Source organism: Natrononativus amylolyticus (genome assembly GCF_024362525.1).
Lineage (GTDB): Archaea > Halobacteriota > Halobacteria > Halobacteriales > Natrialbaceae > Natrononativus > Natrononativus amylolyticus.
The window spans coordinates 2,938,468-2,961,893 of sequence record NZ_CP101458.1; the positions used below are offsets into that span (position 1 = coordinate 2,938,468).

Below are 23,426 nucleotides of genomic sequence, written 5' to 3' on the forward strand. Positions count from 1 at the left end.
TATATAGTAAGATATAGGGGTACGTACGATAGTGAAAAATACGCACACAGCGGGGACCAGTAGTGAACAGCAATCGAACGAGTCGCACGAACGGGGGGACAGCACGGAGCGGGCGCGCGATCGGCGGCGCCATCGTCGATCTCGACGGAACCGTCTATCGGGGTGAGCGGCCGATCGGCGGCGCCCGCGACGGCATCGAGTCGATACGCGCAGCCGGCGTCGACGTCCTGTTCCTCACGAACAAACCGGTCGAGCGGCGACGAACCTACGTCGACGCGCTTCGAGCCGCCGGCATCGACGTCTCCCGGCCGGCGGTGGTGACGTCCGCGGTGATCACGGCAGACTACCTCGCTGCGACCCACGCCGACGATCCGATCTACGTCGTCGGCGAGGCGCCGCTGGTCGACGAGCTGTCCGAGGCGGGACTCGAGGTGACGTCGACGCCCGCCGAGGCCGGCGTCGTCCTCGCGTCGATGGACCGCTCGTTCGAGTACGGCGTCCTCGAGGACGTTCTCGAGGCGTTCGAGAACGAGCCGGCGTTTTACGCGACCAACCCCGATCGGACCTGTCCCGTCGAGGGCGGCGAGATCCCCGACGCCGGCGCGATGATCGGCGCGATCGAGGGGCTGGTCGGGCGCGAACTCGACGCCGTGCTCGGCAAGCCCTCGCCGATCGCCGTCGAGACGGCCTCCGAACGGCTCGGAGTCCCGCCCGAGGAGTGTCTGGTCGTAGGCGACCGCCTCGAGACCGACATCGAGATGGGCGCTCGAGCGGGGATGACGACGGCGCTCGTGCTCTCGGGGGTGTCAAGCCGCGAGGACCTCGAGCGCGCTGCGGTGACGCCCGACTACGTCCTCGAGGACCTCAGCGAGCTCGCGTCGGTGATCGACCGATGATCGAGTTCGACCCGCTCGCACACACCGACGAGGAGGTGTTCAGGCTCGTCCTGGCGACGCTGCTCGGGATGTTTCTGGGTCTCGAGCGCGAGTGGTCACAGAAGTCCGCGGGGATCCGGACGTTCGCGCTGATCAGCCTGCTCGCGGCGGTGTTCACGATCGTCGACCACGACGGGCTGGTGTTGATCGGCGGACTGTTGATCATCGCTCACGCCGTGTTGCTCGCCGTCCAGAGCTTCATCGAGGAGGAGATCGACGGCCTCTCGCTGACGACGTCGGTCTCGATGCTCGTCGCCTACAGCATCGGTGCGCTCGTCGCCCACGGCTTCCTCATCGAGTCGGTGACGGTTGCGGTGCTGTCGTCGCTGCTGCTCGTCCTCAAGCGCGAACTCCACGAGTTCGCCTGGGGACTCTCCCGCGAGGAGGTCCGCAGCGCCGTCGAGTTCGTGATCCTGGCGTTCGTCATCTATCCGCTGTTGCCCACCGAACCCGTCGATCCCTGGGGGGCGATCGAGCCGCGGCTGGTCTGGTCGCTGGTCATCGCGATCAGCGCGATCGGCTTCGTCAACTACGTGCTCGTCAAGAAGTACCAGGGGCGGGGAATCGCCGTCACCGGCTTCTTCGGCGGACTGGTGAACTCGACGGCGGTCGTCGCCGAAATGGGGAAACGCGCCACGAACCAGCCCGGCCTGCTGGGACTCGCCGTCAGCGCGATTCTGCTCGCGAACGCGGCGATGGCGGTCCGTAACGCCGTGATCGTCGTCACTTTCGTTCCGGAGGCGGCGGTCGTCATCGGCGCGCCGCTCGGCGCGATCGCGCTCACCGGCGTCGGCGTCGCCGTCTGGAAGAGCGACTGGGACGCGAGCGTCGACACCGAACTCGACTCGCCGTTCAGCCTCCGGAACGCGCTCACGTTCGGGGCGCTGTTCCTCCTGGTGCTGGTGCTCTCGATCGGGGCGGAGAACACGTTCGGCGCCGGCGGGTTCATCGCGACGACGTTCCTCGCGGGGCTGGTCTCGAGTGGCACCGCGACGGCGACCGCGGTGACGCTCATGAGTTCCGGCGAGATCACCTACGAGACGGCCGTCGCGGGCGTTATCGCGGGAACGGCGGCGAGCATCCTGGTCAAGACCGTCTTCGCCGCGAGCATCTCTCGAGAGCTCGTTCGACCCGTTCTGTTCTGGAACCTGCTGCTGATCGGCGTGGGCGCTCTCGTCGGGGCACCGCTTCTCCTGAGCTGAACCCGTGTCAATATAAACGACAGTATCTCCTTCATACTGATGGTGCCGTAACCGCTGATAAACAATTACCATGTCTCACGGTTTCGGACGTGTCAATCAGAAGTTATTGGCACGGAGATCCACAATTATAAATAACATAAATGATAATCGGTTCTGTATGCCCGGGATGCACTCACGGCGAACGATGCTCAAAGGGACGGGTGCGGCGACGGTGGCTGCACTCGCAGGTTGCCTCGGAAACGGTGACGACGGCGAAGCCGGCGACGACGTCGACGAGCCCGACGACGACGTGCTGTCGGTCTGGCACGCGATGGGGGGAGGGTCGGGGGACCTTCTCAACGACATGGTCGAGCGCTTCGACGGCGCGGAGACCGAATCGGAGTACCAGGGCAGCTACGAGGACATCCTCAACAGCCTGTTCGGTGCGATCGAAGCCGGCCAGATGCCGGAGGTCGTGATGATCGACAGCCTCCACAACCAACAGGTCCTCGACACGGAGGCCACCCAGTCCGCCGAAGGACTCCTGCCGGAGGACTACCCGATCGACGACCTCGTCGGCGCCGTCCAGGACTTCTTCGTCGTCGACGGCGACCTCCACTCGATGCCGTTCAACAACTCGAACGCCATCCTTTACTACAACAAGGACGCCTACGAGGAGGCCGGCCTCGACCCCGAGGAGCCGCCGGCGACCCTCGAGGAAGTCCGCGAACACTCAGAGGCGCTGGTCGAATCCGGTGCGACGAACTACGGGATCACCTGGCCGAACCACGTCTGGTTCGTCGAGACGTGGTACTCGCTGGCAGACGAGTTGATCCTCGACAACGAGAACGGCCACGACGGCTCGCCGACGACGATGCACGCCGACACCGACTTCGCCCACGACCTCTGGACGTGGTGGCAGGAGATGTACGAGGACGATCTCTACCTCAACCCGGGGATCGAAGCCTGGAGCGAGGCCCGGAGCGCGTTCCTCACCGGCGACGTCGGCATCAAACTCGACTCGACGGCGGCCGTCGAGGCGACCGTCTCGGGCGCCGAGGGCGACGTCGACGAGGACGAGGTCGACGAAGACGACGTCGACACGTTCGAACTCGGCACCGGCTTCTACCCGTCGCCGACCGAAGACCGCACCGGCGTCGTCATCGGCGGCGCCTCGCTGTGGGTCAGCAACGAGATGAGCGACGAGCGCGCCGAGGAGGTCGGCGAACTGCTCGCGTACCTGGGCTCCGTCGAGAACCAGATCGAGTGGCATCAGGGCAGCGGCTACTACCCGATCCGCGAGGAAGCCATCGATCAGCTCGAAGAGGAAGGCTGGTTCGAAGAGCAGCCCCACTACGCGACGGCGTTCGACCAGCTCCTCGAGTCCGAGACGACGCCCGCGACGCTGCGGATGCTCGTCGGACCGGCCCGCGAGGTCCAGTTGCGCATTCAGGAGTCCTCACAGGACATCTTCTCCGGCGCCGTCAGCGTCGAGGACGGCCTCGAGGAGATGATGTCGGACGTCGAGGAGGAACTCGAGCGCTACGACCGCGTCGCGAACCAGTAACAGCGGCTTCGCGTTCGTTTTCATTATGACACGAGAAATATACAACCGGTCCTGGCTGGCGTATCTGCTGTTGTTGCCGACGTTAGTCGTCTCGGTCGTCTTCCTCTACTATCCGGCGATCCAGGCCGCTCACCTGAGCCTGTACGAGACGCTCCAGTTCGGAACGGTCCGGCTGTGGACCGGCCTCGGCAACTACCAGCACCTGCTCACCTCGAGTGACTACCACAGCAGTATCGGCGTCACGGTCCTGTTCTCGCTGATCGTGATCTTCGGCGTGATGGCGCTCTCGCTCGTGATCTCGTATCTGATCTACGAGGTCAGCGTGGGACAGTCGTCGTACCTGATCGCGGCGATCTGGCCGTACGCGCTGCCGCCCGCCGTCGCGGGAATCGTCTTCTTCTACATCATCCACCCCAGCCTCGGGGTGCTCACGACGCCGATCGAGGCGCTCTTCGGCGTGAACGTCGACTGGTTTACTAACGGCACGCAGGCGTTCATCATCGTCACCGTCGCGGTGATCTGGAAGCAGATCGGGTACAACGTGATCTTCATGATCGCGGCGCTGAACAACGTTCCCGACACGCTCGGCGAGGTCGCCGACCTCGACGGCGTCGGAAAGTTCAAGCGACTCGTGCGGGTGTACACGCCGCTGATCTCGCCGACGCTGATCTTCCTGATCGTCATGAATACGATCTACGCGTTCTTCCACACGTTCGCGTTCATCGACATCCTGACCCAGGGCGGTCCCGGCGGGGCGACGAACATCATGATCTACGACCTGTACCGCAACGCCTTCGAGTTCAACAACCACGGACTGGCCTCGGCCCAATCGGTGATCCTGTTCTTCGTCGTCGGGATCCTGATGTACGCCCAGTTGCGCCTCTCCGACCGCTACGCACACTACGGGTGAACACACGTGAGCACACAAACACAATCCGAAACGGGATCCGACGGAACCTCGAGCGGCGACACGGCCTCCGGATTCGTCGCGAACTGGGACCTGGATCGACTGTTCATGCACGGCACGCTCGGGTTCATCGTGTTCGTGATGGCGTTCCCGATCCTGATCGCGGCCATCGTCAGCACCCAGGAGGTCGGCATCGTCGCCAGCTTCGGCGACCTGATGCCGGGCAGTCACCTGTTCGAGAACTACCAGACGGTGATGACCGACTACAACTTCGGCGTCTACCTGCTGAACTCGTTTATCATGTCGATCGTCATCGTCGTCGGCAAGCTCGCCATCTCGCTGCTCGCGGCGCTGGCGATCGTCTACTACGACTTCCCGTTCAAGAACCTGATGTTCTTCGTGATCCTCTTTACGCTCATGCTGCCGGTGCCGGTCAGGTTCGTCCCGCTCTTTAACATCGTGACGGACCTGGGCTGGTACAACAGCATGCTCGCGCTCACCATCCCCTATCTCGCGAGCGCGACGACGGTCTTCTTGCTGCGCCAGCACTTCTACTCGATCCCCGAGTCGATCGTCGAGCAGGCGAAACTCGACGGCATCGGCCCGTTCAAGTTCCTCTTTTACGTGTTGATCCCGATGTCGAAGGGGATGCTCGCCGGCGTCTCCGTCATCATGTTCATCTACGCCTGGAACCAGTACCTCTGGCCGCTCGTGATCATCGACTCCCAGAGCCAGCAGGTGACCCAGGTCGGGATCACCCTGCTCCAGGGAGACATCCAGGCCGGCGAACTGCAGTGGTCGATCGTGATGGCCGGTGCGATCATCACGCTCATCCCGCCGCTGCTCGCGCTGATCGCCTTCAGAAAACCGCTCCTCGAGACGTTCGGGGTCCAACAGAAGTAACCATGACGAACATAACACTCGACAGCATCACGAAAGAGTTCGACGACGTAACGGCAGTGAACTCGATCGACCTCGAGGTCGAAGACGGCGAGTTTCTCGTCCTCGTCGGCCCCTCCGGCTGTGGGAAGTCGACGACGCTCCGCATGCTCGCCGGCTTAGAGGGCGTCACCGACGGCCGGCTCGTCGCCGGCGGGCGGGAGATCACCCACCTCGAGCCCAAAGAGCGCAACGTCGCGATGGTGTTCCAGAACTACGCGCTCTACCCGCACATGAGCGCGAAGCGGAACATGACCTTCGGCATGAAGTCCGCCGGCGACTACACCGACGAGGAGATCGAACAGCGGGTCACGGAGGCCGCGGCGATCCTCGACATCGAGGACCTCCTCGAGCGTAAACCCAAGGCGCTCTCCGGCGGGGAGCGCCAGCGGGTCGCCATCGGGCGGGCGCTGGTCAGGGACCCGGACTACCTGCTGATGGACGAGCCGCTGTCGAACCTCGACGCGAAGCTCCGCATCCAGATGCGCGCCGAACTCAGCCAGCTCCACGACGAACTCGGGACGACGACGGTGTACGTCACCCACGACCAGACCGAGGCGATGACCCTCGGCGACCGCGTCGCGGTGATGAACGACGGACAGATCCAGCAGGTCGCCCGCCCGCAGGAGCTGTACGACTACCCGGCGAACCGGTTCGTCGCGGAGTTCATCGGCAGCCCCGCGATGAACGCCATCCCGGTCCGGCTCAGCGCGACCGGCGAGGGGACCGTCGCGACGAACGACGACGTTCGCATCGGGCTTCCGGAAACCGACGACCTCGCGGGTCTCGACGAGCGCGAAGCGATCCTCGGCATCAGACCGGAGGACATGCGCCAGGGGGCCGACACCGCGGACAACCGGATCGACGCCACCGTCGAGGTCACCGAGCCCCTCGGCGATCGAATGCTCCTGCACGGACGGGTGAACGGCGAGATCGTCAAGTTCCAGATCGGCGCCCGATCGAGCCTCGAGCCGGGCGCGTCCGTCAGCTTCGGCGCGGACCTCGAGCGCCTCCACCTCTTCGATCCGCAAACCGGTGTGGCGCTGTACCACGCCGACCGGCAGGTCGCCCCGCAAGACGCACCGGAGGCAACCCAACAGTAACCGGCGGTCACCGCCAAGAGAGACGCTCACGCCACATGATGTCCGTACGAGACCGCATCGAGCGACGACTGCGAAGCACAGCAGCCGACGGCCTCTTTCGCGACCGATCCGCGCTCAGCCCCCTCTCCTACGAGCCCGCCGTCTACGCCCGCGGCCCCGTCATCGAGGAGGTCCTGGACGCGCTCGAGCCGGTGTTCTCGGGGTCGGTGCCGCCGACGGCCTACGTCTGGGGGCCGAAGGGCGCCGGGAAGTCGACGGTCGTGACGGAGGTCGTCGGACAGCTCCGGCGACTCGGCGGCACCGGAGACACCCTCTACACGACGACCAGGGCGAACCAGCGGCCGGTGCCGGCCGTCGCCTACGTCGACTGCCGGCGGGCGAACACCGAGTTCGCCTTCTACCAGCGGGCGCTCGCGGCGCTGGTCGGCGACGAGTCGGTCCCCGACCACGGCGTCAGCACGCTCGACCTCCGCGCACGGCTCCGGAAACGGGTGCGCGCGGAGCCGACCGTCGTCGTCGTCGACCACCTCGGAGGCGAGACGTGTCCGTCGGGCGCGGTCGTCGAGGAGTGGGTCTCGGCGACGGCCGCCTCGCTCTCGTGGGTCGGCGTCGGCCGTCGACGGCCGTCGAACGTCGACGTCGCCTTCGAGTCGACCGTCGAGATCCCCGCCTACGAACCGCACGCGCTCGTCGACGTGCTCTCGACGCGGGCGACCGCCGGGCTGGCGCGAGGGGCGGTCAGTCACGGCCACCTCCGGTCGCTGGCGGAGTCGGCGGCGGGCGACGCACACGACGCGCTGGCGGCGCTGTACGCCGGCGCGCTCGCCGCGGAGGCCGACGGGCGGACGACGCTCACCGACGCGGACGTCGACGCCGGGCTGGCGGCCGTCCCGGAGGAGTCGGTCTCGCTGCACCGGCTGTTCGCGCTCCGACAGAACCGCCAGGAGCTTCTCGTGCACGTCCTCGAGACACCTCTGGAGGGGACGGAGACCGTCGACGACGTCGCCGAGTCGCTGGCGGCTCGACCGGGCGTCGGCCTCGAGCGGTCGACGATCACCCGACTGCTGTACGAACTGGCCGACAGCGGAATCGTCCGTCGGGTCAGCTGCGACCGGCCGGCCGGGAGCGGGCGACCGCCGAGTCGGCTCGAGCCGCAGTTTCCGACGCCGGTGTTCCGCGAGCTGTACGCTCGTAACCACTGAGACGGTCCGTCGGAACCGCTTACCGGCGGTCACGATACCGCATCCGGTAGGGGACTCCGACGGGGCGTCCGAACTACCGCGGTGCCTGCTGTCGTCGTTCTGGCAGGCGATTTTCGAGCGAAACCCGCCGGAGCGCGGCCTCGATCTCCATCGGGTCGCACAGCTCCTCGACGCCGTCGTGGATGCGGGACATACACTCGAGGAGTCCCTCGAGGGCGGCCCCGCGGGTCGTCACGCGGCCGATGGATTCGCTGACAGAGAGCTCGCCGACGCGGTGGCGGTAGCGAAGCTCCCAGCAGTGACCGAGGCCGAGCCCCGGATGCGCGTGATCGCCGGCCCTGCGGGCGGCGATCAGTTCGATCGACGGCCGGCTGCGACGGTAGGCGTACCGCTCGTCGCAGACCTCGGCCGGCCCCCAGCCGGGCGGGAGTGCCTCGCGCGGGATGGGGGAGTGATCGGCGGACATGTAGATGGGGAGTCGCCTCTCGCCGGGGTGTCCGTTCGGCTTGCGAACTCAGCTTACATTTGTAGGAGGGCATAGCGTTTCAGCCGAACGGACGATAGTAACGACTGAAACGGTTTACACACGGCTCCCGAGTGATCTGTGCGAGCAAGCGTACACTGGCATAGCGAGAGTATCGGTCGGCGGGCGAACCGGTGATCCGCCCGATTTTTGTGCCCGCTGCGCCTCGACTCTGGTATGACCGACTTCGATCCCGAGAAGTTCGAGGACAAGTACGTCCACTACTTTCCGGAGCTCCAGCAGGCCTACAAGAACGCGTTCAACCGGATGAACGACCGCTACGACTCCGAACTCGTCCACGCGATCGACCAGCAGGTGTTGAACGAGAGCGAGCCGTTCTACGACGAGGAGACGGGGTTCTACGTCGAACTCCCCGACGACCCGTACGACCGGCTCACCGGCGTCATCGTCGAGGAGGAGAAGTTCGAGGCGGTTCTCGAGACTCACGTCGAGACGATCGAGACGGAACTCGAGCGCGTGTTCCGCGTCTGAGCGACCGCTGGCCGGTCCGGTAGCTCGGCGGACCGACCCCGTTCGACGGAACCTTTAGGGAGGCTGACCCCCAACGTCGGGATATGAGTACGGATGCCCAGAACGACGGCGACGACTTAGAGGAGCGCGTCGCGAACTTCCTGCGACGGAACTTCCCGCAGATCCAGATGCACGGCGGCAGCGCGGCCATCCAGGACATCGACCGCGAGACGGGCGAGGTCCACATCCAGCTCGGCGGCGCCTGCAGCGGCTGTGGGATCTCCCCGATGACGATCCAGGCGATCAAGAGCCGGATGGTCAAGGAGATTCCCGAGATCACCAAGGTTCACGCCGGCACCGGTATGGACGGCGGCGCCGGCGGCGGTATGAGCCCGTCGTTCCCCGGCGAAACCGTCGACGACGGCGAAGAGGACGAAGGCCCGCAGGCACCGTTCTGAAACCGGGATTTCAGCGCCGCGGTCGCAGTTTTCGCTCGCGCTCCCAGCTTCGAACGAGCGCCGCGAGCGTACGGTTCGTCGGCGCCTCGAGCCCGCGCGCTCGTGCCCGGTCGACGACGTACCCGCTGATCGCGTCGACTTCGGTCCGGCGACCGGCCAGCACGTCCTGCAGCATCGACGAGGTGTTCGCCGCAGTCGCCGAGGCGACCGACTCGAGCGCCGCGAGCGCCTCGCGGTTCGACAGCCGGACGTCGTGGGCGCGGGCGGTTCGGGCCGCCTCGCGGGTCGCCGCCCGCGAGAGCTCTCGGGCGGGGGACTCGAGGACGGCGCCGTTGTCGACCCGCGCGAGCGCCGTCACCGGATTGATGCCGGCGTTGACCGCGAGTTTCTCCCACAGCTTTCGCGGCATCGAACGCGAGACGGTCGTCTCGAGACCCGCCTCGGAGAACGCCGCCCCGACGCGGTCGGCGACGGGCGAGACACCGCCCTCGCGGGGTCCGAGGACGACCTCGCCGCGGCCCGTACACGTCACCCGCCCCGGTTCGGCCAGGACCGCCCCGTAGGTCGCCGTCCCCGCGAGCACCGGGGCCTCGAGGTGACGGGCCAGCGTCTCCTCGTTACCCATCCCGTTTTGCAGCGAGCAGACGGCGTCGACCGACCCGGTCGCGAGCGCCCGGGCGGCGTCGGCGGTGTCAAACGACTTGACCGTGACGACCGCGAGGTCGGCCTCGAGGCCGGTTCCGTCGGTCGTCGCCGTCACGTCCGCGGTTTCCTCGAGGTCGCCGTCGATCGCCAGTCCGCACTCGCGAGTCGTGCGGGCGTGCTCCTCGCGGGCGACGAGCGTGACGTCGTGTTCGCGCGCGAGCAGTCCCCCGAGGAGACTCCCCAGACTGCCCGCCCCGAAGACGGCGATCTCCATGGCTCGTCTCGGTGCGCTCGGCTCAAAACGGTTGTCGTCGTCGGCTCAGTCCTCGGTCCAGTAGTAGATCTGCTCGCGGTCCGCGCCGCAGTTGGGACAGGTATCTGGAATGTCGTGATCGAGTTTACCCATCTCGCCGCACTCCCAGCACCGCCACATGAGTTCGGCCTCGCCGAATGCCTGGCCCGATCGGACGTGTTCGACGCTCATCCCCTCGAGTCCCTCCCGAAGGGTGACGTAGAAGCCGTCCTCGTCGAAGCCGCGAATCCGGCCGATTCGAGTGCCGTCCTCGGCGTACACTTCTGTCCCGAACCCGAGACGGGTCGTGTCGTCGACCATGAGAAGTCGACACCGCCGAGAAGTATAAAGCCAGACGGCCGTCACACGTATCAAGAATCCCGAATTTCGGCGGGAGGAGAACGCGCGTCACATGAAGTCCTCGATCCCGCTCTGTTTGTTTTTATCGTTCTCGAAGATGCTCTCGAGGGAGGCCTCGAGCACCTCGAGGCGCTGTTTGGTGTAGTCCCGGCAGCCGTACTCCTCGGCGACCTCGATGGCGGTTTGCATGTACTTGTTCACCGACCCCTGGTGGACGGTGAGGTTCACCCGGCCGCCACACTCCCGGCAGACCTCGGTGAGCGGCATCCGGCGGAACTTCTCCCCGCAGTCGAGACAGCGCGTTTCCTGGCGCGAAAAGGCCCGCAGGTTCCCGATCAGGTCGGGCAGGAAGTGGTACTCGATCACCCGTTCGGCGACGTCGGTCTCGTCGACGGCCTCGAGCTTGCGGGCGATCTCGAGTTGGGCGTCCATCTTGTCCATCATCGAGCCCAGCGTCTTGTACGCCGAGAGGTCCGGCCCCATCGCGATGTCGGTGGTGTCGTGGGTGTGGGCGAAGCCGGTGTACTCCTCGTCCGTACCGAGGGTGTCTTCGGCGATCTCGATCTCGACCGCGCCGGCGTCTGCGAGCTCGAGGGTCGCGAGATAGAACTCGCGGGGGTACTGCGAGACGACGTCGATGTTGTGGGCCTCGTCGTCGATCTCGGAGGGGTCGATTCGGGAGGACATTACCAATGGCGCGTCCATGCGCCCGCCACGCTTGTCGGGGAGGAAGCTGCGACTGAAGTTGAGGAGACCGTCCATGAGCAGCATGACGCAGTCTTCGTCGCCGTCGCACTGCTTTTGAGACGTGTTGTTCGCGATGAGCGAGTGCGTCTCAGAAACGGTAAGGCAGTAGACCGAATCGACGGACGACTCGACGTACTCGACCGTCGAGATCGGTTCAACGAGATACGATCCACTGCCCCCGTCGAAGATGCGTCGCCCACGTGGAACGATTTCGTCAACGCGTGACCGCAAGCGGTCGTCCTTTCGAGTGAGGTGGAATCCGACGGCCTCGGCGAACTGACTCGCGTCCTCGGACGAGATCTCGAGGACGTAGGACGGCGCGGTCATCGACGGGTCGTCGATCTCGTAGTACTCGGGGAATTTCTCGCAAAGTGGGACAGGATCGGTGCGCGTGATTCGACCGCAGATCCCGAGCCGATTCAACAACGCGAGTACGTCCTCTTTGAGCTCGTCGCTGACCGTCGTCGCCGAAACCAGGAGCGCGTTCGCATCGACGCCTCCGTCTCCGCTGAAGTACCCTCGGAGATAGGCGGCGACGACGGCGTCCGATGCGTCGAAGATCTGCTGTGGAACCCGTTTCGTCTCCGCGAAAATCCCCGCGTCGAGTACCGTATCGAAGAACACGCGCAGGAGTCGTCCCGAAACGGTCACTTTCGCGTCGTTTTCGTGATACGGTTCGACGCCGAATTCCTCCCGGAGGGCGTCGATGTAGAATTCCCGGGCTTCGGCCTCGGTTCCGCAGATCGTCGTTTGATGGATCGTCCCTTTCGGCGTCTCCTGTTCGCGTGCGAACCCTTCTGCAGCATAGTAGCCGAGAGCCGTCGAGACGCGCTCGTTGAGTTCGATCAGTCGATCGATCTCGGTCCGGTCGTGGCGCATTCCGAGACGCGCGTCGTCCGGAACGAACTCGAGGAACTCCCGACGGCAATCGAACAACTCGAGGAGGAGGTCCGCGGGGAAACCCTCCCGGTAGAGGTAGTTGCTGAACGTTTTCTTGCCGAGTCCGAAGTACTCGGCCGTACTCGCAAGTGGATAGAACTGACCCTCCCACTCGCCGCCGAACCGTTCCTCGAAGAGCTCGTACAACCGCTCCTTGTCGAGTCCTTTGATCATCAACCGAGACGAATCGACGGCTTCGGCTTCGAGGAACTCCTCGAGCAGGTCGAAGACGCGAGGACCATCGTTGCCCACGATATCGAGCACCTCAGGGACAACGGCGTAGTCAGCCGTCGTGAGAGCAGCAGCTCGTTTCGACCGCAGTTCCCCGTCCTCGTAGACGTGGACCTCGTGGTCAGGGGTGAGCGTGATCTCGCGACCGCTTCGTGTCTCGAGCCGAACGAGGTGGTTCGGTGCGGGGTGTTTCGAGACCGCTTCGACCGGCTGATGCGTGAGCGCCCCCGCCTCGTCGATCGACGGAACGATTACGTCCCCTGCCAGTTCCTGTACGAGCGTCCCGAAGTCGTCTCGGTCGGGGTCGTCCAGTCGCTCTTCGACGAGTTTTTCGATCGGTTCGTGGTGCCACTCGTTCGCTTCGTCACGGTACCAGACCTTCGTGTCCGGATGGAAGCAGTTCCGGCGTTTCGCGGCGTGAAAGAACGGATGCGCGTATCCGACTGCGGCGCTCGTAAAACCAATCACTCTCCCGACAGTTGCCGCCGACGTGTGGGGTGCCATCCCGAACACCAGTTCGCCCACGAGGTCCTGGCGGTCCTCGAGTTCGTAGAAGGGCTCGAGGCCGTAGTACTGCACCAGCAGGTCGTCGATGAAGTCGGCGGTCTGCATCATGTGCTGGGCGGCGCCGTCCGAGAGGACGATGTCCTGCACTCTCAGCTCGACCAGCTGGTCCTCGTGCGTGAGCGGGTCGCCGTGGACGTCTTCCTCGTAGCCGAGCGCCTGGAGCTGGCCGGCGTCGACGTCGAGTTCGCTCGCCCGAACCGACGTGACGGGGAGGTCGGTCATGTCGTAGCGGACGGTGCCGTCTTTGAACGTGCTCACGTCGTGTTTCGCCCGGAGAATCCCCTTCTCCATCGGTTCGGGGATCTTGGTCGTCGAGGTGAGTCCCTTCACCCCTTTGACGATCTCGAAGGCGTTCTCCCGTTCGCCGACCGACTCGAGCGCCCCGCGGTACACCTCGTTTACGTCGACCTCGCGCACCTCGACGCAGGTCGCCTCGACCTCGCAGCGCGAACACTCGACGCGACCGGCTTCGTCGGGGTCGACGACCTGCTCGCAGTCGGGACAGCGGTAGTCGGGAACCGTTCGCTCGCCGCAGTCGGGACAGCGGTTCTTGAACGTCTCCTCCCCGCAAGACTCACACCGCGTGCGGCCGATCTGGACCTCGACGACCCCCGGCGTGTCCGACATCGTCTCGGCGTGTTTGCCCGCCTTGGCGACGTCGCGCTGGGCGCCGCCGGCCTCACCGATCGGGAACAAGGTGTGGACCGGGGGGCTGAGGTCCCGGCGCTCGGATTTCTCGGGGCGGCCCATCCGATTGCCCACCCGCGTCGGCGCCCGCTCGCGAACCGCGAAGGGGGCGACCTCGTTGACCGCCTCGATCGCGTTCTCGCCCTCCGCCTCGAGGCCCCAGGTTCGCGCGCGTTCTGAGAGGTCGACGTCGTTCCACGTCCGCTCGAGTTCTTCTGTAAGGCCCAGCGTCCGAACGAACGGCAGCGAGTCGTCGACCTCGATCCGGTCCGGTCGCTGGCGGTGTTCGATCACGATCGTCTCGAGGGCTGCAGCGGTTTCGTCCTCGGGTTCGAGGACGAGCGTCTCGCCCTCGAGTTCGCCTCGAGTGACGGCCTCGGCCAGTCCGCAGAACGCCTCGACGGAGAGGTCGTGCCACTGGTAGGTGTATTTCGGGTGCAGCGGCGCGTCGTACTCGAAGGCCCACTCGAGCGCCCGTTCGGCGCTCGGGTCCTCGAGGTCGATTCGCGGGTCGTCCTCGAGGGCCTGGGCGTCGGCGCCGGCGGCGTCCAGGTCCTGGATCCACCACTCGGGGACGTAGGAGGCGGGGGCGAGCGGGTGGTTGTTCTCGACGAACTCGCCGTAGTTGACCAGGTACTCGCCGGCGTCGAGGATCTTCTCGACGCCGTTTCGGACCTCGAGGGCCTCCTCGGGGTCGTCGATCCGGCGGACGTCGCCGTTGGCGAGTTTCACCGTCGGCCCCTCGATGGAGTCGACGGGAATGATCCCGTGAGCCTTGCCGGGCCGTTCGGTCTTGATCTGGGTGCCGGTCGCGAGGAAGTCGTCGACGAGGTGCATCGTCGCGGGGTGGATGCCGCCGGTCGCGAAGCCGTGGTTGCGCGCCCGGCCGTAGCGGAGTCGGAAGCCGCCCTCGGCGCTCGGATGTGAGAACACCGGCCGGCCGGCGATGAGGTCCCGCAGGAACTTCGTCGAGGGTTTCGCCCGGACCGGGCCGTCGGGTTCGTCGTTCGCTTCGACGTCGTCACCGTCGTCTTCGGCCTCGGCGCCGTCACCTTCGCCTGCCGGTTCGTCGCCCTCGGCAGTTTCGGCTCCCGATTCGTCGCCGTAGGTTCCGTCGATCAGGTCCTGGAGCCACGGCCAGTCGATTTCCTCGAGCTGGGAGGTGTAGCGCTGAATCTTGGGCGCTTTCAGGGCGATCCCCTCGGCGAGCACGAGACACATCCCGCCGCGGGCGGAGTTGGTGTCGACGCGCTCGAGATCCCGAAAGCCCGAGACCTCCTCGTCGCCGGTGGCCTCCCCGTCGAGCATGATCGGGAGGTGTTTGGCGATGAACTTCGTCTCCGTATCCTTCGGGGAGTACTGCAGTCCGGTCTCGCTGTCGTACAGCGCAACCTCCTCGGCGTAGCGTTCTACCTCCTCGCTTCTGGCCTCGTACTGGTCGAGGCCAACGAGCGCGCGGGTGTAGTCGGCGACGAGCACCGACAGCGCCTGGGCGGTCCCGCCCGCGGATCGGATCGGCCCGGCGTAGTAGACGTTGACGAACTCGCTGCCGTCGTCGTTTTGCAGAAACTCGACCTTGTCGATCCCCTCGATGGGGGCCGCGACGACCCCCTCGGTGAGCAGGGCGACCGCCGTTCGAACGGCGCCCTCGACCTTTCCGGCTTTCGTCTCGTAGTCGCCGACGGTTCCCTCCGCGAAGTCCTCTGCGAGCGCGAGCGCGGCCTCCTCGCGACTCATCCGCCCCTCGAGTTCGCGCACCCGTTCGGCGACGCCCTCGATGCCGAGGATGTTCTCGACGCGGTCGGCCATGTCCTGGGCGACGGGAATCTCGACTTCGGGTTCGGGGTCGTCGCCGCGGCGCTTCGCCGTCTGGGCGACCTCGAGGGCGTCGTCGAGTTGGGATTCCAGCCGCTCGAAGTAGCGCTGGTCGGCCTCCCGCATGCTACAGCCAGAGGTCGAGGTCGGTGGTCTCGTCGTGCTCCCGCTCGAGGGACTCCGCGAAGACCCGCAGGTGAGCCTCGCCCGCCCACACCGTCGCGGCGTCGAGGTGCCCCGCGAGCGTCTCGCCGTCGGGCCGCGAGAGGACGGCGTGGGTGTGGGCGAAGCGCTCCTCCCCCAGCCACGAAATATTGCCGACGCAGCTCGCCACCTCGAGCGGTTCGTCGAGTTCGATCGGGTAGTACTCGAGGTCGTCCTGGTCGTAGAACCAGAGTTCGGCGTCCTGGACGGCGCCGAGGGCCGTAAACCAGCCCGCGTCGGCGTCGACCTCGGCAGCGAGCGCCTCGATCTCGGCGCGCCAGTCTGCGCCGGTCTCGAGGCGAGCGACGTACTCCGACTCGGTTTCGACCGCCTGATAGTTCATACCGATCACCTGTATCCCCGAGTGGAAAAAGGTAATCGGTCGCGCGCCAGCCGACAACACACGTCACTTTAGTAAACTCTTCGAGAGGTTTTGTGATAGTACTTAAATTTACCGTCTCCGAAACTGACTTTCATGAGAAAATGAGGCGTGTCAACACACGGTTTGCGGCTAAATTGCAGCCGATACCAAAACATATATAGAGGTATCTGTGTCCCGTTATGCTAGAATGGCACGGAAGCAATTCGACATCACGCGGCGGAACCTGCTCGCGTCGGGTGCAGCAGTTTCGGCCGCAGCCATCGCAGGGTGTATTGGGGGAGAGAACGGTGAGACCGACGACGGTGCCGACGACGCCGACCCAGGTGGGAACGGCGATTCCGCGGTGTTCCACTTCACGCAGGAACAGTCCCGTGCGGAAGACTTCGACCCGGTCATCGCGAACGACGCCTACAGCGCCCAGGTGTACGGGCTCGTCTTCGACGGGCTGTACGAGTGGGGCGAGGGCCTCGAACTCGAGCCGAAGGTCGCGACGGGCGAACCGGACGTCGAGGACGACGGTCGCCGGTTCATGTTCGAGATCCACGAGGGGATCGAGTTCCACAACGGCGACGAGCTGACCGCCTCGGACGTCGCCCACTCGTTCCTCGCACCCGTCGAGGAGGAGACGGAGAACGCCGCCTCCTACGACATGATCGAGTCGGCCGAACCGATCGACGACTACCAGCTCGAGGTCAACTTAGAGGAGCCGTACGGTCCGTTCGAGCTGCAGACGATGGCCGTGACGATCTCCCCGGAGGAGGCGCGGACCGACGACCGCGACGCGTTCAACACCGACCCGATCGGCTCCGGTCCGTACACCTTCGAGGACTTCTCGGAGAACGAGTACGTCGAACTCGAGCGCTGGGACGACTACTGGGACGACGAGATGGAGGAGCCGAACATCGAGAGCGTCACCTTCGTCGCCCACGACGACGACGCCGGCCGCATCAGCGACATCCGCGCCGGTGAAACCGACGCGATCGCCGGCATCCCGAACGACGACTGGGACGTGCTGGAAGGCGAGGACAACGTCGAGGTCCACCGCGCGGAGAGCCCGTCGTACATGTACCTGGCGTTCAACTGTAACGAGGGCGGGACGACCGATCCGGACGTCCGTCGCGCCATCGCCCACTCCTTCGACATGGAGTCTTTCGTCAACGAGCACGCCGAGCACACGGCCGATCCGATGACGAACCCGATCCCGCCGACGGTCAACGAGGTCTGGGGCTTCCCGGAGGACGAGTACGGCGAGATGCTACCCGAGTACGACCCCGAGGAGGCGGAGGCACTCCTCGACGAGTCCGATGCCGTCGACGACGACTGGGAGCCCATCATCATCACGCCCGAAGGCATCCGCGCCTCGCTGGCCGAGCGGATCGCGACTCGTCTGGGCGAGATCGGCTACGGCGCCGAGGTCAACGTTCTCGACTTCGGCCAGCTCGTCGAGACCTACAACACGGGCGACGCCGACGACTACGAGATGTACCTGCTGGGCTGGACCGGCGGCCCCGACCCCGACTTCTACCTCTACTCGCTGTTCCACGAGAGTCAGGCCGGGGTCAACCAGGGTCACTTCTACGAGGGCAGCGACGGCTTCCACGACGCGATCGCCGAAGGGCGAACGACCGCCGACCAGGACGAGCGCTACGAGATCTACGAGCCCGTCATCGAGGAGATCGTCGAAGAGCTGCCCGCGCTGGCGGCGTTCACCCAGCACAACACGATGGCCTCCGGCGACCACGTCGAGGGCCTCGAGGTCCACCCGAACGTCCAGACGAACCCGAACCTGATCTCCTACCACACGAACGTTTCGCTCCAGTAGCCGAGCGGGAACGTTCGTCTGTTCTTTCGGCGGTGAGACAGCTACCAAACGAAAAGCGCTATAACGTCACGCATGACAGACCCACATTAGCACGTAAGAGATGGGATTACTTCGATACACGATCTACCGGCTGATCCAGACGATTCCCGTCCTGATCGGCATCTCCATCATCACGTTTCTCCTGGCGAACCTGGGGCCGGGCGACCCCGTTCGCCTCATGCTCCAGGGGGTGGAGCACGACGAGGAGATGATCCGGACGATCGAACAGCGGTACGGCCTCGACAGACCGTTACACGAACGGTATATCACATATATGGCGGGCGTAGTGCAGGGTGACCTCGGACATAGCATCCACCGAAACCGGTCGGTGTCCGACCTGGTCCTCCACCGCGCCGGACCGACGCTGTTCCTGGTCCTCTCCGCGTACGCGTTCGCCCTCGCGACCGCGATTCCGCTGGGAATCATCGCCGCGAAGCGGCGCAACGAACCGACCGACCACGTCTCGCGGATCGTCGCCCTCATCGGCGTCAGCACCCCGTCGTTCTGGATCGGCATCATGCTGATTCTGATCTTCGCGGTCACGCTCGGCGTGTTGCCTTCGAGCGGGCTCGTCTACCCGTGGCGGCCGCCGGACTCCTACGGCTACAGCAACCACCTCGAGCTCTGGTATCACTCGCTGCGGTACCTGCTGTTGCCGATGATCGCGCTCGGCACGCTCCAGATGGCGACGCTGATGCGCGTCGAGCGGACCCAGATGATCGAGTCGCTCCAGGGCGAGTACGTCAAACTCGCCCGCGCCTACGGCGTTCCGGAGCGGACGATCCTCCGCAAGCACGCGTTTCAGGTGGCACAGCTGCCGATCATCACGATCGTCGGGCTCAACCTATCGACGGCGATCGGCGGCGCCGTCCTCATCGAGATGGTGTTCAACATCAACGGGATGGGGCGGCTGTTCATCGAGGCGATCGCGCAGAACGACTATCAGGTCGTGATGGGGCTGACGATGGTACTCGGAACGCTGTTCGTCATCGGCGTCGTCATCACCGACATCGCGTACGCGTACATCGATCCACGAGTGACCTATGGGGAGGAGGAGTGACCGATGGCAGTAAGTGAATCACAGGCCGAAAGCCGCTCGGGGTCCGACTCCGAGCTCGGAGACGAGGAGGTAGAGGCGCGCGTCGGGTGGCGGTACACCCTCGCGAAAGTCAGACGGGACACCACGGCGAGGTGGGGGTTCTACGTCATCGCGTTCGTCCTGCTGGTCGCGGCGTACGCGACGATCGACAGCAACCTCTCGCGGCTCACCTTCGATGCGGTGTCGGATTACGCCATCGCCGAGGCGCTCCCGATCTTCGACCATCCGACGCAGATCCCCCCACCGGGCGAGGGAGAGTCCCACGTCCCGCCGGCGTTCCACCCCGATGGGACGCTCTCACACCCGCTGGGGACCGATCCGGACGGCCGTGACTACTTCACGCGGATCGTCTACGGGACCCAGGTATCGGTGTCCGTTGGACTCATCGCGACCTCGATCGGCCTCGTCGGCGGGACGATCGTCGGCTCCGTCGCCGGCTACTACGGCGGCTGGGTCGACGACGTCCTGATGCGCGCCGTCGAGACGCTGTACGCGATCCCCGCGCTCATCCTGATCATCGTCTTCATCGAGTTCGCCGGCAGCCCGAACATGTGGTACGCCGCCATCGGCGTCGCGATCACGTTCATCCCGGTGTTCGCCCGGATCATACGCAGCCGGGTGTTGAGCGTCCGCGAGATGGACTACATCGAAGCGGCACGCGCCTCGGGGGTGAAGGATCGCCACATCATCCTCAGACACATCGTCCCGAACAGCTTCGCGCCGGTGATGGTGTACGCCACCCTCCAGATCGGGGTGACGATCCTCATCGTCGCGGGGCTGTCGTTCCTCGGCTACGGCGCACAGCCGCCGACGCCCGACTGGGGACAGATGCTGAACGTCTCACACGGCTACATGCACTCGAACGTCTGGCTCTCGATCTGGCCAGGGCTGGCGATCATGATCGCCATCATGGGGTTCAACCTGTTCGGTGACGGCTTGCAAGACGCACTCGACCCCCGGATCGACGACTAACAATGAGTTCCGAACCACTTCTTCGCGTCAGAGATCTGAAGACGCAGTTCTTCACAGAGGCAGGAACCGTTCGCGCAGTCGACGGCATCTCCTTCGACGTCCACGAAGGCGAGATCGTCGGCCTCGTCGGTGAAAGCGGCGCCGGCAAGAGCGTCGCCTCAATGAGCCTGCTGCGGCTCATCGACAACCCCGGCGAGATCGTCGGCGGCGAAATAACGTACAAGGGAGAGACCATCTTCGGCCTCGAGGAAGGCCCCGACGGCAAACTTCGCGAGCGCGACGATATGCTGTCGAACACGGAGATGCGCGACCGGATCCGTGGCCGCGAGATCGCCGTCATCTTCCAGGACCCGATGGAGTCGCTGAACCCGGTGTTCACCGTCGGCGGCCAGTTACGGGAGTTCATCGAACTCAACCGCGGCATGGGGAAAGAGGAGGCCAAGGCGGAGGCGGTCCACATGCTCCGGGAGGTCGGGATCCCCGACCCCGAGAAGCGCTACGAGGAGTATCCCCACCAGTTCTCCGGCGGGATGCGCCAGCGCGTGCTGATCGCGATGGCGCTGGCCTGCGAGCCGAACCTCATCATCGCCGACGAGCCGACCACGGCGCTCGACGTCACCGTCGAGGGACAGATTCTGGACCTGGTCGACGACCTCCAGGCGAAGTACGACACGAGCTTCATCTGGGTCACCCACGACATGGGCGTCGTCGCCGAGATCTGTGATCGCGTGAACGTGATGTACCTCGGCGAGATCGTCGAACAGGCGCCCGTCGACGAGCTATTCTACGACACGAAACACCCGTACACGAAGGCGCTGTTGAACTCGATGCCCCGTCCCGATCGGACCGTCGGCGACCTGGAGCCGATCAGGGGCGTGATGCCCGAAGCGATCAACCCGCCGTCGGGCTGTCGGTTCCACCCGCGCTGTCCCGACGCCAGGGAGGTCTGCCAGCAGGTCCACCCCGAAGCGAAGCAGGTCGCCACGGCCGACGGCTACCCACACCGGGCGGCCTGTGTCAAACACGAGGAGTTCGACGTCGGCTACGACACGAGCGAACCGCTCGAGGAGGAGCCACAGCTAACGGCCAAGCCCGGCAGCGGGGGTGAGGGCAGTGAGTAGCCAGATCGGCTCCGAGATGGAGGGCGAGCAGATTCGAGACGGCGAGCCGCTGGTCGAGATCGACGGCCTCAAAAAGTACTTCACCCAGGACTCGGGGCTGCTCGCCGGCATCAACTTCGAACCGGGCCAATTCCCGCCGATCAGCACGGGCCAGCAGTACGTCAAGGCGGTCGACGACGTCAGCTTCGACATCCGGAAGGGCGAAACGCTCGGACTGGTCGGCGAATCCGGCTGCGGCAAGAGTACGCTCGGCCGGACGATCCTGCGACTGCTCGAGCCGACGGAGGGAACGATCAACTTCAAGGGGACCGATCTCGCCGACATGAGCGGCGAGGACCTCCGGCAGAAGCGCTCTGAGATCCAGATGATCTTCCAGGATCCCCAGTCCTCGCTCGATCCGCGGCTGAAAGTCGGCCAGATCATCGAGGAGCCGATGCGAGCCCACGGGATGCTCGACGACGAGGGCCGGGAGGCGCGAGCCAAGGAACTGCTCGAGAAGGTCGGGCTCGACCCCCACCACTACAACCGGTATCCACACGCCTTCTCGGGAGGCCAGCGCCAGCGGGTGAACCTCGCGCGGGCGCTGTCGGTCAACCCCGACTTCATCGTCTGCGACGAGCCCGTTTCCGCCCTGGACGTCTCCATCCAGGCGCAGGTGATGAACACGATGGAGGAACTCCAGGAGGAGTTCGGGCTCACCTACCTCTTCATCGCCCACGACCTCTCGGTGATCCGCCACATCTCCGACCGGGTCGCGGTGATGTACCTCGGCAACATCGTCGAACTCGCCGACAAGGAGGAGCTGTTCGAGAACCCACAGCATCCCTACACGCGGGCACTACTCGAGTCGATCCCGGTGCCGGATCCGCGCCAGGAGGGCGTCCGCGGCGTCCTCGAGGGCGAGGTGCCGAGCCCGCTCGATCCGCCGTCGGGCTGTCGGTTCCGCACCCGGTGTCCGCGCCTGATCGCCCCCGACAGCTACGAGTGGACCGAGACGACCTGGGAGAACACCCGGACGTTCATGCGCGCGGTCAAGCGTCGCACGCTCGAGCCGGCGCCGGCGCCCGAACTGCGATCGCAGTACTTCGCCGACGGCGAGCCCGACGGCGAGGCCGGCCGGATCGTCACCGAGGCGCTCGAACTCGCCTCGAGTCCCGGCGGCAACGAGGCCGACGAGGAGCGGACCGAGCGCATGGAGGAGGCGACGGAGCTGTTGCTCGATGCCTTCGCCAGGGAGAGCATCTGCGCCCAGGAGCGGCCACACTACGAGCTCGAACCCGAGTACGGCGATAGCCGCCACCTGGCGGCCTGTCACCTCCATCGGTAGGCGCGGGGCGCGCCCGCCGACTCACGACCGAATCGTGATCGTCGTCGAGTCCGTAGGCCGGTAGCGGTCGTCGTGGGTGGCGATAAACACCGAAATCTCGTGGTCGCCGGGATCGGGTAACACCCACCGATGATCACGTCCGGTTCGCTCGAACCGCCCGTTCCAGACGAACGAGACCTGTTTTCGCTCGCCACCCTGAAACACAAACGACGAGGGGACCGGCCTGGTGTAGCGACGCTGGTCGCTGGCCTCGAGTTCGCCGTCGACGGTCCACCCCCACAGGCGGTGTTTCGGCGTCGGAATCTCGACGCCGACCGGGAGCCGGTTCTTGAAGTCGACGGTGACGTCGACCGGCTCGCCCCGGTCGTACACCTCGCGGTCGGTTCGAACCGACACCGAGACGGCCCGGCGGGCGATCGGTCGCGGGACGAACTTGCCGAGAAACTTCGAGACGGGACCGCGCGTCTCGTCGAAGCCGAGTTCGTCAGTGGTACCGGGTCGCGATTGAGGACCGACCATCGGAGGCGAGTTGCGGATCGAGAAGTATATACCGTTCGCTGTGCGGGAAGCGACGGCTGTAGTAGCCACTGAAAGTCAGTAGACACCTGCGAGCGCGTGTCCATCGTTTCAGTCGTGACTATCGGAGAACGTGAGCGACGGTGGTCAACACCAGGCAGAGAGCGTCGGCGCGTCGTCGGCGTGCATCGAGAGCCACGCGTCGTCCGCGGCGATGTCCGCGATGATGTACGCCTCGCTGTGGCCGTCGGAGTCGATCGAGCTGACGACCGTCCCGCGGGAGTCGTGTGGTCTCGACACCATGCGTGTAGTTCACAATCACTCGAGTATAAACCCGTCGAACCGGTCCGACGGCGAGAACGAGTCGACGACCGA

At 65.4% G+C, this 23,426-nt stretch carries 21 protein-coding genes; 14 read left to right on the forward strand and 7 right to left on the reverse strand.

Features of this window, described 5'->3' with window-relative positions; all coding sequences use genetic code 11:
• Nucleotides 1-62 precede the first annotated feature (62 nt).
• The 7 genes from NMQ11_RS15250 to NMQ11_RS15280 all read left to right on the forward strand — a co-directional run bounded on the left by NMQ11_RS15250 (nt 63) and on the right by NMQ11_RS15280 (nt 7,834).
• The gene (locus tag NMQ11_RS15250) at nt 63-896 is read left to right on the forward strand and encodes an HAD-IIA family hydrolase (protein ID WP_255169305.1); all 834 of its coding nucleotides are present in this window, start codon (nt 63-65) and stop codon (nt 894-896) included.
• Nucleotides 893-2,137 (forward strand): MgtC/SapB family protein, encoded by a 1,245-nt coding sequence (locus NMQ11_RS15255; RefSeq protein ID WP_255169306.1) that lies wholly within the window; start codon nt 893-895, stop codon nt 2,135-2,137. The genes NMQ11_RS15250 and NMQ11_RS15255 overlap by 4 nt, the downstream gene beginning before the upstream one ends.
• Before the next feature lie 157 nt (nt 2,138-2,294).
• Complete coding sequence (locus tag NMQ11_RS15260; protein WP_255169307.1) at nt 2,295-3,683, forward strand: ABC transporter substrate-binding protein; 1,389 nt, start codon at nt 2,295-2,297, stop codon at nt 3,681-3,683.
• Nucleotides 3,684-3,705: 22 nt separating this feature from the next.
• Nucleotides 3,706-4,593 (forward strand): carbohydrate ABC transporter permease, encoded by an 888-nt coding sequence (locus NMQ11_RS15265; protein ID WP_425607711.1) that lies wholly within the window; start codon nt 3,706-3,708, stop codon nt 4,591-4,593.
• 105 nt (nt 4,594-4,698) lie between these two features.
• Nucleotides 4,699-5,493 (forward strand): carbohydrate ABC transporter permease, encoded by a 795-nt coding sequence (locus NMQ11_RS15270; protein ID WP_345781470.1) that lies wholly within the window; start codon nt 4,699-4,701, stop codon nt 5,491-5,493.
• A gap of 2 nt (nt 5,494-5,495) precedes the next feature.
• Nucleotides 5,496-6,632 (forward strand): ABC transporter ATP-binding protein, encoded by a 1,137-nt coding sequence (locus tag NMQ11_RS15275; protein WP_255169310.1) that lies wholly within the window; start codon nt 5,496-5,498, stop codon nt 6,630-6,632.
• A gap of 35 nt (nt 6,633-6,667) precedes the next feature.
• The gene (locus tag NMQ11_RS15280; protein ID WP_255169311.1) at nt 6,668-7,834 is read left to right on the forward strand and encodes a Cdc6/Cdc18 family protein; all 1,167 of its coding nucleotides are present in this window, start codon (nt 6,668-6,670) and stop codon (nt 7,832-7,834) included.
• Nucleotides 7,835-7,907: 73 nt separating this feature from the next.
• Here the strand turns inward: NMQ11_RS15280 and NMQ11_RS15285 are convergent, their stop codons facing one another.
• Nucleotides 7,908-8,300: a hypothetical protein gene (locus NMQ11_RS15285; protein ID WP_255169312.1), complete on the reverse strand. Its 393-nt coding sequence runs from the start codon at nt 8,298-8,300 to the stop codon at nt 7,908-7,910.
• Nucleotides 8,301-8,534: 234 nt separating this feature from the next.
• Between NMQ11_RS15285 and NMQ11_RS15290 the strand changes: the two genes are divergently transcribed.
• The gene (locus NMQ11_RS15290; protein WP_255169313.1) at nt 8,535-8,849 is read left to right on the forward strand and encodes a DUF5783 family protein; all 315 of its coding nucleotides are present in this window, start codon (nt 8,535-8,537) and stop codon (nt 8,847-8,849) included.
• A gap of 83 nt (nt 8,850-8,932) precedes the next feature.
• Nucleotides 8,933-9,286, forward strand: coding sequence for a NifU family protein (locus NMQ11_RS15295; protein ID WP_255169314.1), 354 nt, complete (start codon nt 8,933-8,935; stop codon nt 9,284-9,286).
• 10 nt (nt 9,287-9,296) lie between these two features.
• On the opposite strand, the gene NMQ11_RS15300 is transcribed toward NMQ11_RS15295, so the two are convergent.
• The 4 genes from NMQ11_RS15300 to NMQ11_RS15315 all read right to left on the reverse strand — a co-directional run bounded on the left by NMQ11_RS15300 (nt 9,297) and on the right by NMQ11_RS15315 (nt 16,116).
• Nucleotides 9,297-10,205 (reverse strand): ketopantoate reductase family protein, encoded by a 909-nt coding sequence (locus NMQ11_RS15300; protein WP_255169315.1) that lies wholly within the window; start codon nt 10,203-10,205, stop codon nt 9,297-9,299.
• 45 nt (nt 10,206-10,250) lie between these two features.
• Entirely contained in the window at nt 10,251-10,544 is a 294-nt protein-coding gene (locus NMQ11_RS15305) for a DUF7130 family rubredoxin-like protein (protein ID WP_255169316.1), read from the reverse strand.
• Nucleotides 10,545-10,631: 87 nt separating this feature from the next.
• The gene (locus tag NMQ11_RS15310; protein ID WP_255169317.1) at nt 10,632-15,695 is read right to left on the reverse strand and encodes a DNA polymerase II large subunit; all 5,064 of its coding nucleotides are present in this window, start codon (nt 15,693-15,695) and stop codon (nt 10,632-10,634) included.
• 1 nt (nt 15,696) lies between these two features.
• On the reverse strand, nt 15,697-16,116 hold the full coding sequence (locus NMQ11_RS15315) for a PPC domain-containing DNA-binding protein (protein WP_255169318.1): 420 nt from the start codon (nt 16,114-16,116) through the stop codon (nt 15,697-15,699).
• A 226-nt stretch (nt 16,117-16,342) separates the two neighbouring features.
• On the opposite strand from NMQ11_RS15315, the gene NMQ11_RS15320 reads away from it, so the two are divergent.
• The 5 genes from NMQ11_RS15320 (at nt 16,343) to NMQ11_RS15340 (ending at nt 22,535) form a co-directional block, all read left to right on the forward strand.
• Complete coding sequence (locus NMQ11_RS15320) at nt 16,343-17,977, forward strand: ABC transporter substrate-binding protein (protein ID WP_255169319.1); 1,635 nt, start codon at nt 16,343-16,345, stop codon at nt 17,975-17,977.
• Between the two features lie 100 nt (nt 17,978-18,077).
• Nucleotides 18,078-19,076 (forward strand): ABC transporter permease, encoded by a 999-nt coding sequence (locus NMQ11_RS15325; protein WP_255169320.1) that lies wholly within the window; start codon nt 18,078-18,080, stop codon nt 19,074-19,076.
• Between the two features lie 3 nt (nt 19,077-19,079).
• The gene (locus tag NMQ11_RS15330; protein ID WP_255169321.1) at nt 19,080-20,087 is read left to right on the forward strand and encodes an ABC transporter permease; all 1,008 of its coding nucleotides are present in this window, start codon (nt 19,080-19,082) and stop codon (nt 20,085-20,087) included.
• A 2-nt stretch (nt 20,088-20,089) separates the two neighbouring features.
• Complete coding sequence (locus NMQ11_RS15335; protein WP_255169322.1) at nt 20,090-21,208, forward strand: ABC transporter ATP-binding protein; 1,119 nt, start codon at nt 20,090-20,092, stop codon at nt 21,206-21,208.
• Between the two features lie 16 nt (nt 21,209-21,224).
• Nucleotides 21,225-22,535, forward strand: a complete 1,311-nt coding sequence (locus NMQ11_RS15340) for an ABC transporter ATP-binding protein (protein ID WP_255170906.1) — start codon at nt 21,225-21,227, stop codon at nt 22,533-22,535.
• A gap of 21 nt (nt 22,536-22,556) precedes the next feature.
• Here NMQ11_RS15340 and NMQ11_RS15345 read toward each other — a convergent pair whose 3' ends face one another.
• Together NMQ11_RS15345 and NMQ11_RS15350 are read right to left on the reverse strand one after the other, a co-directional pair.
• On the reverse strand, nt 22,557-23,054 hold the full coding sequence (locus NMQ11_RS15345) for a DUF7974 family protein (protein ID WP_255169323.1): 498 nt from the start codon (nt 23,052-23,054) through the stop codon (nt 22,557-22,559).
• 144 nt (nt 23,055-23,198) lie between these two features.
• On the reverse strand, nt 23,199-23,354 hold the full coding sequence (locus NMQ11_RS15350) for a DUF7556 family protein (protein ID WP_255169324.1): 156 nt from the start codon (nt 23,352-23,354) through the stop codon (nt 23,199-23,201).
• Between the last annotated feature and the right edge of the window lie 72 nt (nt 23,355-23,426).

Excerpts from the sequence above, each read along its gene's own strand:
- NMQ11_RS15305 (WP_255169316.1), bottom strand. The coding sequence starts at position 10,544 with ATGGTCGACGACACGACCCGTCTCGGGTTCGGGACAGAAGTGTACGCC.
- NMQ11_RS15310 (WP_255169317.1), bottom strand. The coding sequence starts at position 15,695 with ATGCGGGAGGCCGACCAGCGCTACTTCGAGCGGCTGGAATCCCAACTC.
- NMQ11_RS15290 (WP_255169313.1), top strand. The coding sequence starts at position 8,535 with ATGACCGACTTCGATCCCGAGAAGTTCGAGGACAAGTACGTCCACTAC.
- NMQ11_RS15350 (WP_255169324.1), bottom strand. The coding sequence starts at position 23,354 with ATGGTGTCGAGACCACACGACTCCCGCGGGACGGTCGTCAGCTCGATC.
- NMQ11_RS15330 (WP_255169321.1), top strand. The coding sequence starts at position 19,080 with ATGGCAGTAAGTGAATCACAGGCCGAAAGCCGCTCGGGGTCCGACTCC.
- NMQ11_RS15335 (WP_255169322.1), top strand. The coding sequence starts at position 20,090 with ATGAGTTCCGAACCACTTCTTCGCGTCAGAGATCTGAAGACGCAGTTC.
- NMQ11_RS15260 (WP_255169307.1), top strand. The coding sequence starts at position 2,295 with ATGCCCGGGATGCACTCACGGCGAACGATGCTCAAAGGGACGGGTGCG.
- NMQ11_RS15270 (WP_345781470.1), top strand. The coding sequence starts at position 4,699 with ATGCACGGCACGCTCGGGTTCATCGTGTTCGTGATGGCGTTCCCGATC.
- NMQ11_RS15325 (WP_255169320.1), top strand. The coding sequence starts at position 18,078 with ATGGGATTACTTCGATACACGATCTACCGGCTGATCCAGACGATTCCC.
- NMQ11_RS15295 (WP_255169314.1), top strand. The coding sequence starts at position 8,933 with ATGAGTACGGATGCCCAGAACGACGGCGACGACTTAGAGGAGCGCGTC.
- NMQ11_RS15255 (WP_255169306.1), top strand. The coding sequence starts at position 893 with ATGATCGAGTTCGACCCGCTCGCACACACCGACGAGGAGGTGTTCAGG.
- NMQ11_RS15320 (WP_255169319.1), top strand. The coding sequence starts at position 16,343 with ATGGCACGGAAGCAATTCGACATCACGCGGCGGAACCTGCTCGCGTCG.
- NMQ11_RS15285 (WP_255169312.1), bottom strand. The coding sequence starts at position 8,300 with ATGTCCGCCGATCACTCCCCCATCCCGCGCGAGGCACTCCCGCCCGGC.
- NMQ11_RS15315 (WP_255169318.1), bottom strand. The coding sequence starts at position 16,116 with ATGAACTATCAGGCGGTCGAAACCGAGTCGGAGTACGTCGCTCGCCTC.
- NMQ11_RS15340 (WP_255170906.1), top strand. The coding sequence starts at position 21,225 with ATGGAGGGCGAGCAGATTCGAGACGGCGAGCCGCTGGTCGAGATCGAC.
- NMQ11_RS15345 (WP_255169323.1), bottom strand. The coding sequence starts at position 23,054 with ATGGTCGGTCCTCAATCGCGACCCGGTACCACTGACGAACTCGGCTTC.
- NMQ11_RS15280 (WP_255169311.1), top strand. The coding sequence starts at position 6,668 with ATGATGTCCGTACGAGACCGCATCGAGCGACGACTGCGAAGCACAGCA.
- NMQ11_RS15275 (WP_255169310.1), top strand. The coding sequence starts at position 5,496 with ATGACGAACATAACACTCGACAGCATCACGAAAGAGTTCGACGACGTA.
- NMQ11_RS15300 (WP_255169315.1), bottom strand. The coding sequence starts at position 10,205 with ATGGAGATCGCCGTCTTCGGGGCGGGCAGTCTGGGGAGTCTCCTCGGG.